The sequence below is a fragment of the Tsukamurella sp. 8F genome, assembly GCF_029167375.1.
In the GTDB taxonomy this organism is placed as follows: domain Bacteria; phylum Actinomycetota; class Actinomycetes; order Mycobacteriales; family Mycobacteriaceae; genus Tsukamurella.
Map to the genome: position 1 here is coordinate 19973 of NZ_JARFTP010000015.1, position 14312 is coordinate 34284.

The window sequence follows — 14312 nt, forward strand, 5'->3', positions numbered from 1 at the left end:
CCGTTAAGTCATTGGGACGCATAGGGACTACAGTTGCGCACGTGAAGCACATCGGAGCAGGTCGGTACGCACCGAGCCCGTCGGGCGACCTGCACGTGGGCAACCTGCGTACGGCGCTGCTCGCATGGCTGTTCGCCCGGTCGACAGGGCGCCGCTTCCTGATGCGGATCGAGGACCTGGATCGTGTGGCACCCGGGGCCGAGCAGCGGCAGCTCGCAGACCTCTCCGCCATCGGGCTCGACTGGGATCCACCCGTGGTGCGGCAATCCGAGCGCACCGAGCTCTACGAGGTCGCCGCCGCCGGGCTCGACACGTACGAGTGCTTCTGCACGCGCCGCGAGATCCTGTCGGCACCGTCGGCCCCGCACGCCCCCGACGGTGCCTACCCGGGCACCTGCCGGGACCTCACCGAGGCGCAGCGTGCAGCGCGCCGCGCGATGCGGCCGGCGGCGCTGCGCCTGCGCTCGCAAGTATCCGAGTTCACCGTCCACGACGTGCTGCACGGCGAATACACCGGCACCGTCGACGATCTCGTGCTGCGGCGCAACGACGGCACGTGGGCGTACAACCTGGCGGTGGTGGTAGACGACGGCAACCAGGGCATCGATCAAGTGGTACGCGGCGACGACCTGCTGTCCAGCGCGCCGCGCCAGGCGTACCTCGCGACACTATTGGGCTATCCGCCGCCGGTCTACGCCCACGTCCCGATGGTGGCGGGCCCGACCGGCGCGCGCCTCGCCAAGCGCGACGGCGCGGTGACCCTCCGGCAGCGCGGGGGTCCCGGGATCGTCGTACCGGAGATCGCCGCGAGTTTGGGGTTACTCGGAAACACCCCGTCGGAGATGCTGCCGGGGTTCGACCCCGCCGCCCTGCCCCGCGAGCCATGGACCCTGATCGCCTAGGAGCGCGCGAGCTCCTTGCGCCCGCCGTAGTAGCGACCCAGGAACTCCGTCTTGAAGTCCCAGTAGTCGCCGTCCAGGATCGACTGCCGGATCCGCGCCACCAGGCTCACGATGAACTGCTCGTTGTGGATCGTCGCGAGCGTTGCCGCGAGCGGCTCCTTCGCCTTGAACAGATAGTGGATGTACGCGCGCGTGTACTGCGACGTGTAGTTCTCCGTACCCGGATCGAGCGTCCGGAAGTCGGTGCGGTACTTGGAGTTCGTGATGTTGTACCGGCCGTCGAGCGAGTAGATCGCTCCGTTGCGTGCGACCCGTGACGGTGACACGCAATCGAACGTGTCGACGCCCTGCTCGATCGCCGCGAAGACGTCGTCCGGCTCCGAGATGCCCAGCAGGTGCTTGGGCTTCGACTCGTCGAGCTCCTGGTTCACCCAGCGCACGATGGTCGCGAGATTCTCCTTCTCGAGTGCGCCGCCGATGCCGTAGCCGCCGAATCCCAGGCCGCCGGCCAGGACGTCCTCGTCGTGCAGCGCACGCAGGTCACGGGCCGCCTTGCGGCGCAAGTCCTCGTACTGGGCGCCCTGCACGACGCCCCACAGCGACTGGCGGTCGCCGCGCTGCGCGGTGAGCCAGTTGTGCTCGGCGAGGCAGCGACGGGCCCACAGACGGGTCCGCTCGAGCGAATCCTCCTGGTAACCACGGGTGTTCATGAGCGTGGTGAGCTCATCGAATGCGAAGATGATGTCGGCGCCCAACCGGTGCTGGATCTCCATCGACACCTCGGGCGTGAACCGGTGCTCGGAGTCGTCCAGGTGGCTGCGGAACGTCACGCCGTCATCGTCGACACGCGAGAGGCGCTCCTTACCCTCGGCGACGGAATCGTCGTCGGTCTCGCCGACGCCGGCCATGTCGATGACCTTCTTGAAGCCGGAACCGAGCGACATCACCTGGAAGCCACCGGAATCCGTGAACGTGGGGCCGTCCCAGTTCATGAACCGCGCGAGCCCGCCCGCCTGCTCTACGATCTCCGGGCCCGGCTGCAGGTACAGGTGGTACGCGTTGGCCAGCACCGCCTGCGCGCCCAGATCCCGAACCGCTTCAGGCAGAACGGTCTTCACCGTCGCCTTGGTCCCGACGGGAATGAAGGCGGGTGTGAGGATCTCGCCGTGGGGCGTCTCCAGCCGGCCGGCGCGCCCGAGCGGCGCACCCGGGCCGTCGAGCCTGCCCTCGATCCGGAAGCGCGTGGGATCGCCGATCCCGGTCTGCGACAGCTTCGTCCGCGCCGACGTAGACCGGTAGTCGGTGCGCAGCGCCGCGAGCTCGGCTGCGAGATGCCGATTGCTCTCACGCAGCTCGTCCAGCTCCGAATTCCGCACGGACTGCGTGGGAGCGGACTCGGCCGCAGGCCGCGGCGCAACCGGCACCTCGGTGGTCGGCTGGTCCGCATCGTCCGCCGGAACCGCGGCCGCGCGATGCCCGTTGACCGGAATCTCAGCGGTGTTCGCGGGTGGCTCGAACTCGCCGGTCGGCACGTCCGATGGCAACGACCCGACGGCGGCCGGGTGCGGAATCTCCTGCGTCCGAGGCGTGCGCAGGCCGACCTCGGCGGTAGCGGGCGCGACACCGTCGACGGCGGACGCGGCCACAGCTGCACCCGCCCCGGCGCCCACGGCCGCAGCGCCGACCCCCGCCAGAACGGCGGTCGGCGCGTCGTCACCGTCGGAGGTGGAACGGCCCAGCTTGTGCATGAGCCCTTCGCCCTCGATGTCCACGTTGGGCAGGATGCGGTCGAGCCACTTCGGCAGCCACCACGCGTACTTGCCGAGCAGCATCATGATCGACGGGATCACCACCAGGCGGACGATGAAGGCATCGAACAGTACGGCGACGGCGAGGCCGAAGCCGATCTCCTTCACGAAGCTCTGATCGTTGAGGATGAACGATGCGAACACCGAGATCATGATGATCGCGGCTGCGGTGACGACGCGGGCGCCGTACCGGACGCCGGTCACCACGGAGCCGCGCGCATCGCCGGTGTGCACGAACTCCTCCCGCATTCGCGACACCAGGAAGACCTGGTAATCCATCGCCAAGCCGAACACGATGCCGATCAGGAAGATCGGCAGGAACGACACCAGCGGCTGCGTGTTGTCGATGAGCCCGAGCGCGCCCTTCTGGAACACCGCCACGGTCGCGCCGAACGTCGCGACGACCGACAGCAGGAAGCCCAACGCGGCCGTGAGTGGAACGAGGATCGAGCGGAACGCGATGAGCAGCAACACGAATGCCAGACCCACGACGATCGCGAGGTAGATCGGCAGGACACTCGTGAGCTTGTCGGACACGTCCATCTCGATGGCGGCCTGTCCCGCGACGCCGTGTTCGACGGTGATGTCCTGCCCGCCGACGTTGATGACGATCCCACTGCGCAGGGACTTCACCAGGTCGTGCGTCGCCTGGTCGTTAGGCCCGGACTTGGGCGTCACCGTGATGAGAGCGGCACCGTCGCTCGGGCCCAGCTGCGTGATCTGCGCGTTGGCGATGTCCGGCAGCTGCTCCGACCAACCGCGCACGATGTTCCCGTACGTCTTGAGCCGGAGGTCCTGCGGCACATTCGACCCGTCGACGGCGACGATGAGTGGGCCGTTGGCGCCATCGCCGAAGCCCTGCCCGATGGTGTCGTAGGCCTTGCGCATGCTCGTCGACTTCTCCGACTGACCGGCGCCGGGCAGCGCGGTCTGCATGTCCTTCATAGGGATCGCGAGGACGCCGAGCACGATGATGCCCGCGACGAAGGTGACGAGCGGGACCTTGCGGACCAGATGGGCCCAACGCAGGCCGTTGGCCGTGCGGCCCTCACCCTGATCCGTGTCCTGCGGGTGCAGCCCCCGCACGCGCCCGGCGAACACCTTGCCGCCGAACAACCCGAGCAACGCCGGCAGCAGCGTGATGGCGATGAGCACCGCGATCAACACACCCCACGCCGCCGCGACACCCATCTGCCCCAGGAACGAGATGCCGATGAACGCGAGCGCGCCGAGCGCGATCATGACGGTGAGGCCGGCGAAGATGACGGCAGACCCGGCGGTACCGATCGCGATACCCGCGGCTTCGGCGCGCTGCTCGCGCGTGGTCGCCCCGAGTCTGCGCAACTCGTGTCGATATCGGGACACTATGAACAGCGCGTAGTCGATGGTGACCGCAAGGCCGATCATGGAGGTCAGCACCGAAGGGAACGTGCCCAACTGCGTGAAGTGGGTGGCAAGCTGCACGCCCATGAGCGACACGGGCACACCGATGATCGCGTTGATCAGCGGCAGGCCCCACGCCACCATCGAGGCGAACGTGATGATGAGGACGATCGCGGCGACGATCATGCCGATCGCCTCGGAGCTGCCGCCCGGGTCGCCGCGCTCCTGCGCGGCCGAGCCCATGGTCTCGACCTGGATGCCCTTGTCGCGGCCTGCCTGCGCGGCCCTGTCGACCTGGTCCGGGAAGTCGGTGGGCAGGTCGGTGACCTTCTTGTCGAAGTTCACCGACAGGCGGGCGACGGTCCCGTCCGGGCTGAGCGTCGCGATCGCCCGCGCGTCCGCCTCCTGCTGCTCGGTGGTCTTGGTCGACGCGATCGCCTGCTGCGTGCGCTGCTGGTTCATCAGCTGCGTCCGCTGCTGCTCGGTGAGCTGGGCCGGATCGATCTTCGGCTTGCTGGTCGGATTGGAGACGAGATTCGGAGACGTCAGATCCGGAAGCTTCTTGATGGCTGCGATCGTCGCCTCGATCGCCGCCTCGTTGTCGGCGTCCGTCAGCTTCCCGTGCTCGGCCTTGAAGACGAAGTTGGCCGACGCCGCGGTGAACGGATCGCTACTGCCCTGTCCGGACAGCTTCGAGTTCATGATGTCGGTCGCCTTCTGCGAGGGCATGCCAGGCAGGGAGAAGCTGTCGACCGTGGGCTTACTGAGTGTGATCCCCGCGACCGAGATGCCGACCAGGACGAGCAACCACACGCCGATGACCTTGAGACGGTTCAGGTACGCGAACCGCCCGAGGCGGTACAGCAGCAAGGCCATTGTCGAAGCTCCATGTCGTGTCGTGCGTCCGCGGCAACGAGTCGGACTCCATGTCTACCCGTCCGACGGTAGCACGAACCGGAGATACAAGCTCCACTTCCTTGTTCCGCCGCTGCGCTTCGTGATACGAACGCGGCCGTCTACGCAGGTCCTACCAGGGGCGATCGTCGCCCACCGACGCGCCGCCCTCGATTCGTGACTTCGGTCACGAGCGCCCGCCCGTTACCGTGGGAGTCATGCGTGCCCCTCGAACGACCGCCGCCCGTCGCCCGCGATCCGTCACCCTCGTCACCGTCGGGATCGCCGCGGCCGGGCTCGGTGCGGCGCTCACCGCGTGTGGATCCGGATCGCAGACCTCTTCTCCCGCGACGTCCGCCCCACAGGCGACGTCCACGGCATCCGCCGCACCGTCGGCGGCACCCGGCAAGCCCGCCCGACTGTGCGGGACCGCGCGCGGCCCCGAGGGCCCACTCGACGTCAATGTCCTGCAGGGTTCCAAGCCCGTCGAGTGCACCGAGGTGATGCCCATCGCCACCGCATTCGGCCCGAAGATCGCGTCGGCCAAGCCGGCGACGATCGACGGCTGGAAGTGCGGCATGGGCAAGGTGCCCGGCATGCTCGGCACGTGCACCAAGGACGGTAGGGAATTCGGGCTCTTCATAAAACAGTAGCGGGCGACGAGCGAGCGACCCATACGTCCCCGATGCCCCTACCGCTCGAGTAGGGGCTCCCTTCACCCGCGCGGGTGATCCTGCGTCGCGCCGGGCGCTCGTAGCTTTACGGGCATGGCCCACAACCGATTCCGCAGCTCCCCCGCGCTCGGCCTGCTCACCGCCGCGCTGGTGGTCATCGGCTTCCTCGCATACTCCTGGCCGCCGTACCTGTCCGGCGGCACACGGATCCCTGAGGACGCGCTACCCACCTGGTACCACCCGCTGCTGGTGGCACACATCGCCGCCGGGTCAGTCGCCATGGTCGCGGGCCTCATCCAGCTGGGCCGCAGGTGGCTCGCGCGGTGGCATCGGATCGCGGGCCGGGCGTATGCGATATGCATGATCACGGTTCCGGTCATGGCGATCATGCTCGCGGCCGTCACACCGTTCGGCCCCGCGACGGCCGCGAGTCACGTGACGTTCGCGCTGACCACCGCCGGTTGCACCATCGCAGGCGTGGTGGCGATCCGGCGCGGCAACGTAGCCGGGCACCGCCGCTGGATGCTGCGCAGCGCGGCGCTGTGCTACTCGATCATGCTGAACCGGATCATCGGCCCGATCGTCGCGATCGTGCTCGCAGGCTCACCGGATGAGGCGTCGATCCCGCCTATCACCAGCTGGCTGAGCTGGATCCTGCCGCTGCTGGCCGTGGAACTCTGGCTGGAACTGCGCCCGACGGTGCGCCCCGCGCGCCGCCACTCCGACCACGCGGCCCGGGAGAACGAGAAGACCCCCTCCCGAGTTCGGGAGGGGGTCTTCCTCAGCGGTGGCGGAGGGATTTGAACCCTCGGTACGGGGTTACCGCACACAACATTTCGAGTGTTGCACCTTCGGCCGCTCGGACACGCCACCGCCGAGAGACTCTACCGGACACGGCTGCGGATCGGAGAATCGGCAGGTCATTCCCGGTGCCCGGCGAAAAATCCCGTAAGCAGCGCTGCACACCGATCCTCGGCGACGCCGCCACGCACGGCCACGCGATGCGTCACCCGGGGGTCGCGCACGACGTCCCACACAGAGCCGACAGCGCCGGTCTTCGGCTCCCACGCACCGAATATCAGCTCCGAGATCCGAGCCGCGACGACCGCGCCCGCGCACATCGCGCACGGCTCGAGCGTCACGGCCAGCGTGCAGCCGGTCAGCCGCCAGCCGTCGCCGTGCCTCTTCACGGCCTCGCGGATCGCGAGTATCTCGGCATGTGCCGTCGGGTCGCCCGTCGCCTCGCGCCGGTTGCCGGCGGCACCGAGCACCGCACCGCCCGGCCCCAGGACGACGGCGCCGACGGGGACGTCGTCCGGTCCGGACAGGTACGCGGCGTCGAGGGCGTGCGCCATCGCCGCGCGCGCCGCGTCCGGGTGCCTCACGGCCGCGTGTACCCGGCCTTCTCCAGGGCTGCGTCGAGCGGACCGTCGAACTCGAGCCGTTCCGCGATGCGCGCGATCTGCTCCTCGGGAAACAGTTCCTGATCGGCGAGGATGGCGCTCAGCTCCTGCTCGCCCAGGCCCAGGTCGGCGAGGATCGTGAGGTCGCCCTCCTCCCAGGGGTCGACCTCCTCGAGCTCGTCGGCGTCGATGTCGGGCACGTCGACGCTGAGCTCGTCCAGTACCTCCTCGGCGACCTCGTAGACGACGGCGGCCGTCGCGTCGGACAGCAGCAGTCGGGTCCCGGCAGGACCCGGGCGGACGATCACGAAGAACGCATCGTCCACGTCGAGGATCCCGAACGACGCACCTGCCGCGCGGAGTTCCCGCAAAGCCTCCTCGGCGGCGGGCAGGCTGGTCAGAGCGCGGGAGTCCAGGGAGGTCACCGTCCACGAGGTCTCACCACGGACCACGGCGACGGCGTAGCCGCCGAGGTCGTCGTCCTGCTGCTGGGTCTGTGCGGCCATGGGAGAACCGTAGCGGTTCGGACCGTGGAATTGAACTGTGGAAACCTGGACGACGTGCCCACCTCCGACACCCCCGTCTGCGTCCTCGGCCTCGGCCTGATCGGCGGATCCGTGCTGCGCGCGCTGACCCGTGCCGGGCGCGCGACGTACGGATGGAATCGTTCTCAGGCCGGCGTAGACGCCGCTGCGGCAGACGGCTTCGACACCTCGTCCGACCTGGCAGCAACCCTCGCGCGGGCCGACGAAGGGCATGTCGTGCTGGTCGCGGTGCCGGTCCCGGCACTCGATTCCGTGCTCGCCTCCGTCGCCGACCACGCACCGCACGCATGGCTGACCGACGCCGTGAGCGTGAAGGCGCACGTCGCGAAGCGGGTCGCGGCCGCAGGTCTCACCTCCCGCTACGCCGGGGGCCATCCCATGGCCGGGACCGCGCAGTCCGGCTGGTCCGCGACCGATGCGGAACTGTTCGACGGCGCGACGTGGGTGGTCGTAGCCGACGATGCGACACCCGCGCGGGCATGGCTGGAAGCCGCCTCGGTGGGCCTGGACTGCGGTGCTGCGGTCGTCCCCGCGGGTTCAGCGGAGCACGACGCGGCAGTCGCGCGGATATCCCATTCGGTACACATGGTCGCCGAGGCCGCAGCCGTCACCGCCGAGGCAGACCCTGCAGCGAGCCGCCTGGCGCTGAGCCTGGCCGCAAGCTCGTTCCGCGACGTCACCCGGGTAGCGGGCACGCCGCCGTCGCTGGTCCGCGCGATGTGCGAGAGCAACCGGGACGCACTGCTGCACGCGCTCGACGACACCATCGCCGAGTTGTCCGCGGTGCGCGGAGAGCTCGCGGAGCACGGCACCGTGGCCGGGCTCGTCGAGCGGGGGCACTCTGCGCGGCGGGACTACGACGCGGTGACACGCACGCCCTTCACACCCGCGCTCGACGGCGCCGGGTGGCAGCGTGCGCTGCGCGAGGCCGGGCACGCGGGCGGGGTGGTCACGGAGTTGCCGTGACCTCGAAATGTCAGTCGACGCGGCGGCTGAGCCCCGGGTAGTCGACCACGAAGCCGTCCGGGTCGACGGAGATCTTGGAGCTCGAGACCGGCGAGATGACGGTGATTCCGTCGGCTGCGGCGTCGTAGTTGATCGTGGTCTCGTGCACCTCGAGGCCGGGCAGGTCCACGTACACGACAGGGACGTCCACCTGTTCCGGGTGCGTCTGCAGGTCGTGTCTGCGGATGGTGAGCGTGTTGAAGAACGCGGACTTGAGTACGTCGACGTCCTTGGCGCCCGAGTACTCACCGCGGGTCGAACCCGAGACACCATGCACAAGCCAGTGGTCCTCACCGTCGCGCGCGATCGACACCTGCGTGTCGCCCGTCGCGGTGAGCACGTGGACCGATAGGCGCTTCGTCACGCCCGCGTCGTCGGTCACCAGGTCGTACGAGGCGTTGAAGGCTGCGTTCTCCTCCGTTGCGGCGCCGATGATCCGGCCGTACGCCTTGATCCGGTCACCCGTCTTCTGGACCCTGACCGACTCCATGAGCGACCCGTCCTCGGAACGCCAGGTGAGCATGCGCGGCCAAGCGCCGCCCGTGGGCGCTGCGTCCGCCGAAACCGGTGAGCTGGTGCCTTCGGTAGTCACGCCCTATACGGTAGCCCGTCCCGCCCCGGCCACGGAGCGGGGCGGGTGAACCCGCCCCGCTCGGCCTTCGGGAACGTCCGTGCGACTCTCCGGGGCACGGCGGGACGTGAACTCCGCGAACGGTTTACGCGTCCGGCGTGGCCACGCCGGGCACTGCCGCGACCGCCTCTATCTCGATGACCTGGTCGTCGTACCGCAGGCGTGTCACACCGACCACCGCGAGCGGGGGCGCTGTATCGAAGTGCTCGCTGACAGCATCGGCGGCGACCTGGAGGTCGACCTGCAACCGCTCGGCCACATACACGGTCAACTTCGCGACGTCGCCGGGCCCGGCGCCCTGTTCCTCGAGCAACACGGCGAGGTTCGCAAGTGTCTGCCGCACCTGGCCGACGACGTCGCCCGGCGCGACGGTCGTACCGCCCTCGTCGAGCGGGGCGACTCCGGCGGTGAAGAGGGTCGCGCCCGGGGCGACTACTGCGCTGTACGCGTGGGTGACGGCCGAAGTGAGCCGGTCGGACCCCGCGAGACGTACGGCGCCCATCTCAGCCCGCGTGCTTCTGGACGGCGGCACCGACGCGCGGCAGCGCGGCGACGACGTTGTCCTTGGCCTTGCCGCGCAGGCTCTGATAGGCCTTGCGCAGCGCGGGCTGGGTGGTCGACTCGGCCTTCCGATCGGTCACGGCCAGGAGTGCGTCGCCCACCTCGTCGCCCCGGCCCGACAGGTAGTCACCGAAGTCTCCCCCACCCTGCGCCGTGAAGTCGGACCAGAACGGGTCCAGAGAGGCCGCGAAGTCCGGCAGCAGCTTGCCGAGCGCCGACTCGATGACGGATGGCGACACCTTCTTGACCGCCGCGTACGCCGTCTTGATCGTGGCGCCCGAGAGGCCGCCCTTGTCCTTGACCTCGGCGTCGACGACCGACGCGAAGTCGGCCACGACGGCCGGGCGGCGAGCCTCGTCGAGCAGCGACGTCGTCAGGGGAGTGGTCAATGTGGATCGGCCTTTCGCTTATCGATGAACGGTCCGGCCCAGCCTATCCGGCGGCACCGACACGTACGTCGCGTCGCTGTCCTACCGGCTCCGTACGTGCCGGTGATCGAGTGACACGCGAGTAACTGTTCGGCAACAAACCCGCCCCCGACGTTGCACCGTGTTCCAGATCACCTATCTTGGCGTCAAGGGTCTGCATTCCACGGACCGCGACACGACGGGGTGTCGTGCTCAGCCTTCGAGTCCCGTGCGATTGAGAATCAGCGCGCAGGACGAGTGGCCGCGCGCACCCGAGACGAGGTGAGCGATGACCACCAGCCCGATCGGCGGCTCGGCACGGCGCAGCGCCCAGGCCGCCCCGCTGTGGACGACCCGCCCGGGTGCACGTCGCTACGTCACCCCCGAGCCGACCCTGCCGCTCGGCGACCCCACCGGCGGCGCCGACGCGCTCCTGTGGCGCGAGAGCGTCGACGGCCACCTCGCCCATCCGCGCGTGCACATCGACCGCAACGTCGACCTGAGGATGAGCGACGGCGTGATCATGCGCGCCACCGTCGTCCGCCCCGCGGACCGCACGGGACGCCCCGTCTCGACGCCCTACCCCGCGATCATCAACATCAACCCGTACAACCGCGCGGTCGTCGACGCGATCGACACCGCGACCCACACGCCCGTGATCGGGCCCGCCGTCACCCGCGCGTCGAAGGCGATGACCGGCGGCGCCATGGACCTCACGGGCGGGCTGCTGGACGGATTCGGCATCAACCGGCGCCTGGTCCGCAGCGGTTATGTGCAGGTCATCGTCGATGTCCGCGGCACCGGCGCGTCACATGGCGTGTGGCAGATACTCGGCAGCCGCGAGCAGCAGGACTCCGTCGAGATCCTGGGCTGGGCGCGCGAGCAGGAGTGGTGCGACGGCAACCTCGGTATGGGCGGCTGGTCCTACTCCGCGATCAACTCGCTCCAGGCGGCCGGGCACAACCCGCCCGGCCTGAAGGCCGTCTTCGCGATCGAGGGCAGCGAGGACATAGTCCGCGACATCTACATCACCGGCGGCCTACCGTCGGCGTTCATCCCTATGTGGTTGAGCGTTGTCAACGCGCTCAAGTGGGTCCCCAATCCGCGCACCGTGCTGCACGACGCCCTGCACGGGAACACCCTCGGCTGGCTGCTCAGCCGCATCGCGTCACCCGCGACCGAGCTCACGGCCGTGGTGGCGGGCGTTCTCACCGGGAGGGACCCGCGCATCCACGACAACCCGTACTTCGACGTACGGGACCCGCAGATCGACGCGATCACGGCACCGACGTTCCTGTTCGGCGGCTGGCACGATCTGTTCGGCAGGTCCACGCCGCGCATCTACCGCCGCCTCAACCTGCCGGCCGGCCAGAAGCAGATGCTGGTCACGGACGGCTATCACTTCGACATGGGCACCGGGTTCGGCGGGCGGCAGAGCCCGCCACGCATCGACGTGCTCCAGCGTGCCTGGTACGACCGATGGCTCAAGGGCGTCGACAACGGCGTCGACGGGTACGGTCCGGTGACGCTCATGCAGCAGGGCGGGCAGTGGACGTCGGGCTCCGAGTTCCCGCGCGCCGGGGCGCGCACGCGGCGCCTCTACCTGACGTCCGCACCGTCGGATACCGCCCCGCACGCGCGCTTCGACGGCCGCCTCGACGGCCTCCCCGGGCGTCGGCATGCCCGCTTGGACACGCGTCCCGACCTGCGCGGCGCGGTCTCGCGCGACATGACCCAGGTGACCGCCGGCCTCACCAAGGGGTTTGCGGCGTTCGACGAGGCGGGGACCCAGGAGCGCGGCGCCCTGTCGTTCACCACCCCGCCCGCAGCCGAGCCCGTACAGATCAGCGGCGCGCTCAATCTGCGGATCGCGGCGAGCGGCCAGGGGCATGAGGCGATCTGGACCGCAACCGTCAACGATGTGGCGCCCGACGGCACCTCGACTGTGCTCACGGGCGGCGCCCTCACCGCGACCAACCGGGCCGTCGACTCCGCACGCAGCGATTACGACGATGCCGGGGAACTGCTGAGCGCGTTCCATCCGCTCACCGAGGCCGCCAAGCTGCCCGTCGAGCCCGACGTGGTGTACGAGCTCGACATCGATCTGGTCGACACGGATGCGTTGATCGACGAGGGGCACCGCATCCGCGTCGACGTGTATGCGGGCAGCTTCCCCCGCTATCTCGCCACCGTGCCGGACCTGATCCGCACACGTCTGGGGCGCCAATCGCTCGTGCTGGATCCGGACGCGCCGTCGTACCTGACGCTGCGCCTCATCGGCGACCCGGGTTGGTGAGCGCGTGTCCTGATCTGTGGGGTGCGTGACCTGGACGCCACGCGCCCTCGCTGAACACACTGGACACGTGACGCGAACGGTGGTCATCCTCGGGTACGCGGGCGTGCAGGCACTCGACGTGGTGGGGCCGTTCGACGTCTTCAGCGGCGCCACGGGGTGCCTGGCGGCGTTGGGCGTCCGCGAGCCCGGCTACTCGGTGCGCGTGGTCTCGATCGACGGTCGCCCCGTCACGGCGTTCAACGGGCTCGAGCTCGGCGCCCGCCCGCTACCGACTCCGGACGAACCGATCGACACCGTCGTCGTGCCGGGTGGGTTCGGCGCCGACGATGCCCGCACCGACACCGCGTTGACCGGCTGGATCGCCGTCGTCGCGGGTCGCGCCCGGCGAGTCGTGAGCGTGTGCAGCGGCGCTCTCCTGGTCGCGGAGGCCGGGCTGCTCGACGGGTGTACCGCCACCACGCACTGGGCCGCAGCCGAGCGTCTCGCAGCGGAGTACCCCGCGGTCAACGTCGACCCCGACCCCATCTTCGTACGCAGCTCGGACCAGGTGTGGACCGCGGCCGGGGTGACGGCGGGCATCGACCTGGCGCTGCGGCTGGTGGAGGACGACCACGGCACCGAGGTCGCTCAGACCGTCGCCCGCTGGATGATCCTGCCGCTGCGCCGCACAGGCGGCCAGACCCAGTTCGCCGCGCCCGTCTGGATGCCGCGCGCCGCGCGCACGCCCATCCGCGCCGTGCAGGAGGCGATCGAGTCCGCGCCGGGCCGACCTCACACCGTCGCCACGCTCGCGCAGCACGCCTCCATGAGTCCGCGTCATTTCACGCGAGTGTTCACCGCCGAGGTCGGCGAATCGCCGGGCGCATACCTCGAACGCAGCCGCGTGGAGGCGGCGCGGCGACTGCTGGAGGAGTCTGACGACACCGTCGCCGTCGTCGCCGACCGTTGCGGCTTCGGCAGCGCAGAGACCCTGCGACGCGTGTTCGTCCGCCGGCTCGGCGTCCCGCCCGACCGCTACCGCAAGAACTTCGCCTAGAACCCTCACCGAGGAGCAACCATGCAGATCGCGATCGTCCTCTACCCCCGCTTCACCGCCCTCGACTTCATCGGTCCGTACGAGGTGCTGCGCGCCCTGCCGGACGCCCAGGTGCGCTTCGTCGCGCACGCGCCCGGTCCCGTCGCGAACGACGCCGGCGGCCTCCTGGTCGGCGCGACGCACGGCTTCGACGAGACGCCCGAACCCGATATCGTCCTCGTCCCGGGCGGGCCCGGCTGCGTAGCAGCCACCCGCGACGAGGAACTGCTGGCCTGGCTCCGCGCCGCACATACGCATGCCACGTGGACGACATCGGTCTGCACGGGCTCGGTGATCCTGGCCGCGGCGGGGCTACTGGAAGGCCGGTCGGCGACGTCGCATTGGTCCGGGCTGCCAGCGCTGCGCACGTTCGGGGTAGCACCGGTGCCGGACCGGCGGATCGTGCATGAGGGCGATGTGGTCACCGCCGCCGGCGTGTCGGCAGGTATCGATCTCGGCCTGTGGCTCGCGGCGCGCATCGGGGGCGACGAGTTCGCGCAGGCGATCCAGCTGGTCCTCGAGTACGACCCGCAGCCGCCGTTCGACACCGGCCACATGTCCAAGGCCTCCGCGGCGACGAAAGCGCGTGCGACGGCGCTGCTGAGTCGGGACCTGGCCGACGTCGAGTCGCTACGTGACGGCGCGCTCTTCGCATGGGACCGGGCGATCGCGGCGATACGCGGCCTCCGTCCGGGGCTCACGACGCGACTACGGCGCGCGATCTGACC

At 69.7% G+C, this 14312-nt stretch carries 13 protein-coding genes, 1 tRNA gene and 1 pseudogene; 7 read left to right on the forward strand and 8 right to left on the reverse strand.

Annotated features, from left to right (window positions below):
• Positions 1-50 precede the first annotated feature (50 nt).
• Positions 51-902: a tRNA glutamyl-Q(34) synthetase GluQRS gene (gene gluQRS, locus P0W64_RS13055; RefSeq protein WP_275480644.1), complete on the forward strand. Its 852-nt coding sequence runs from the start codon at positions 51-53 to the stop codon at positions 900-902.
• Here the strand turns inward: gluQRS and tgt are convergent.
• Together tgt and P0W64_RS13065 are read right to left on the reverse strand one after the other, a co-directional pair.
• On the reverse strand, positions 899-2158 hold the full coding sequence (gene tgt / locus P0W64_RS13060) for a tRNA guanosine(34) transglycosylase Tgt (protein ID WP_275480645.1): 1260 nt from the start codon (positions 2156-2158) through the stop codon (positions 899-901). The genes gluQRS and tgt overlap by 4 nt on opposite strands.
• A gap of 492 nt (positions 2159-2650) precedes the next feature.
• Positions 2651-4969: pseudogene (locus tag P0W64_RS13065) on the reverse strand (MMPL family transporter); the annotation flags it as partial.
• Positions 4970-5205: 236 nt separating this feature from the next.
• Here P0W64_RS13065 and P0W64_RS13070 point away from each other — a divergent pair.
• Together P0W64_RS13070 and P0W64_RS13075 are read left to right on the forward strand one after the other, a co-directional pair.
• Positions 5206-5640, forward strand: a complete 435-nt coding sequence (locus P0W64_RS13070; RefSeq protein ID WP_275480562.1) for a hypothetical protein — start codon at positions 5206-5208, stop codon at positions 5638-5640.
• A gap of 114 nt (positions 5641-5754) precedes the next feature.
• Positions 5755-6465, forward strand: a complete 711-nt coding sequence (locus P0W64_RS13075; RefSeq protein ID WP_275480563.1) for a DUF2306 domain-containing protein — start codon at positions 5755-5757, stop codon at positions 6463-6465.
• Here the strand turns inward: P0W64_RS13075 and P0W64_RS13080 are convergent.
• The 3 genes from P0W64_RS13080 to P0W64_RS13090 form a co-directional block, all read right to left on the reverse strand.
• A tRNA-Ser gene (locus P0W64_RS13080) sits at positions 6447-6534 on the reverse strand. The two genes, P0W64_RS13075 and P0W64_RS13080, sit on opposite strands and share 19 nt — an antisense overlap.
• 47 nt (positions 6535-6581) lie before the next feature.
• On the reverse strand, positions 6582-7016 hold the full coding sequence (locus P0W64_RS13085) for a nucleoside deaminase (protein WP_275480646.1): 435 nt from the start codon (positions 7014-7016) through the stop codon (positions 6582-6584).
• 26 nt (positions 7017-7042) lie between these two features.
• Positions 7043-7570 (reverse strand): tRNA adenosine deaminase-associated protein, encoded by a 528-nt coding sequence (locus tag P0W64_RS13090; RefSeq protein ID WP_275480564.1) that lies wholly within the window; start codon positions 7568-7570, stop codon positions 7043-7045.
• Positions 7571-7624: 54 nt separating this feature from the next.
• Here P0W64_RS13090 and P0W64_RS13095 point away from each other — a divergent pair, with 54 nt between their 5' ends.
• Positions 7625-8575 (forward strand): prephenate dehydrogenase, encoded by a 951-nt coding sequence (locus P0W64_RS13095; protein WP_275480565.1) that lies wholly within the window; start codon positions 7625-7627, stop codon positions 8573-8575.
• A gap of 10 nt (positions 8576-8585) precedes the next feature.
• Here P0W64_RS13095 and P0W64_RS13100 read toward each other — a convergent pair whose 3' ends face one another.
• The 3 genes from P0W64_RS13100 to P0W64_RS13110 all read right to left on the reverse strand — a co-directional run bounded on the left by P0W64_RS13100 (position 8586) and on the right by P0W64_RS13110 (position 10195).
• Positions 8586-9206: a putative glycolipid-binding domain-containing protein gene (locus P0W64_RS13100; protein ID WP_343232857.1), complete on the reverse strand. Its 621-nt coding sequence runs from the start codon at positions 9204-9206 to the stop codon at positions 8586-8588.
• Between the two features lie 124 nt (positions 9207-9330).
• Positions 9331-9747: a RidA family protein gene (locus P0W64_RS13105; protein ID WP_275480566.1), complete on the reverse strand. Its 417-nt coding sequence runs from the start codon at positions 9745-9747 to the stop codon at positions 9331-9333.
• A gap of 1 nt (position 9748) precedes the next feature.
• Complete coding sequence (locus P0W64_RS13110) at positions 9749-10195, reverse strand: hypothetical protein (protein WP_275480567.1); 447 nt, start codon at positions 10193-10195, stop codon at positions 9749-9751.
• 307 nt (positions 10196-10502) lie between these two features.
• Between P0W64_RS13110 and P0W64_RS13115 the strand changes: the two genes are divergently transcribed.
• The 3 genes from P0W64_RS13115 (at position 10503) to P0W64_RS13125 (ending at position 14310) form a co-directional block, all read left to right on the forward strand.
• Positions 10503-12509 carry a CocE/NonD family hydrolase gene (locus P0W64_RS13115; RefSeq protein WP_275480568.1) on the forward strand — a complete coding sequence of 669 codons (2007 nt, stop codon included), beginning with the start codon at positions 10503-10505 and terminating at the stop codon, positions 12507-12509.
• A 67-nt stretch (positions 12510-12576) separates the two neighbouring features.
• Complete coding sequence (locus P0W64_RS13120) at positions 12577-13545, forward strand: GlxA family transcriptional regulator (RefSeq protein ID WP_275480569.1); 969 nt, start codon at positions 12577-12579, stop codon at positions 13543-13545.
• Positions 13546-13566: 21 nt separating this feature from the next.
• Complete coding sequence (locus tag P0W64_RS13125) at positions 13567-14310, forward strand: DJ-1/PfpI family protein (protein ID WP_275480570.1); 744 nt, start codon at positions 13567-13569, stop codon at positions 14308-14310.
• Positions 14311-14312: the final 2 nt, after the last annotated feature.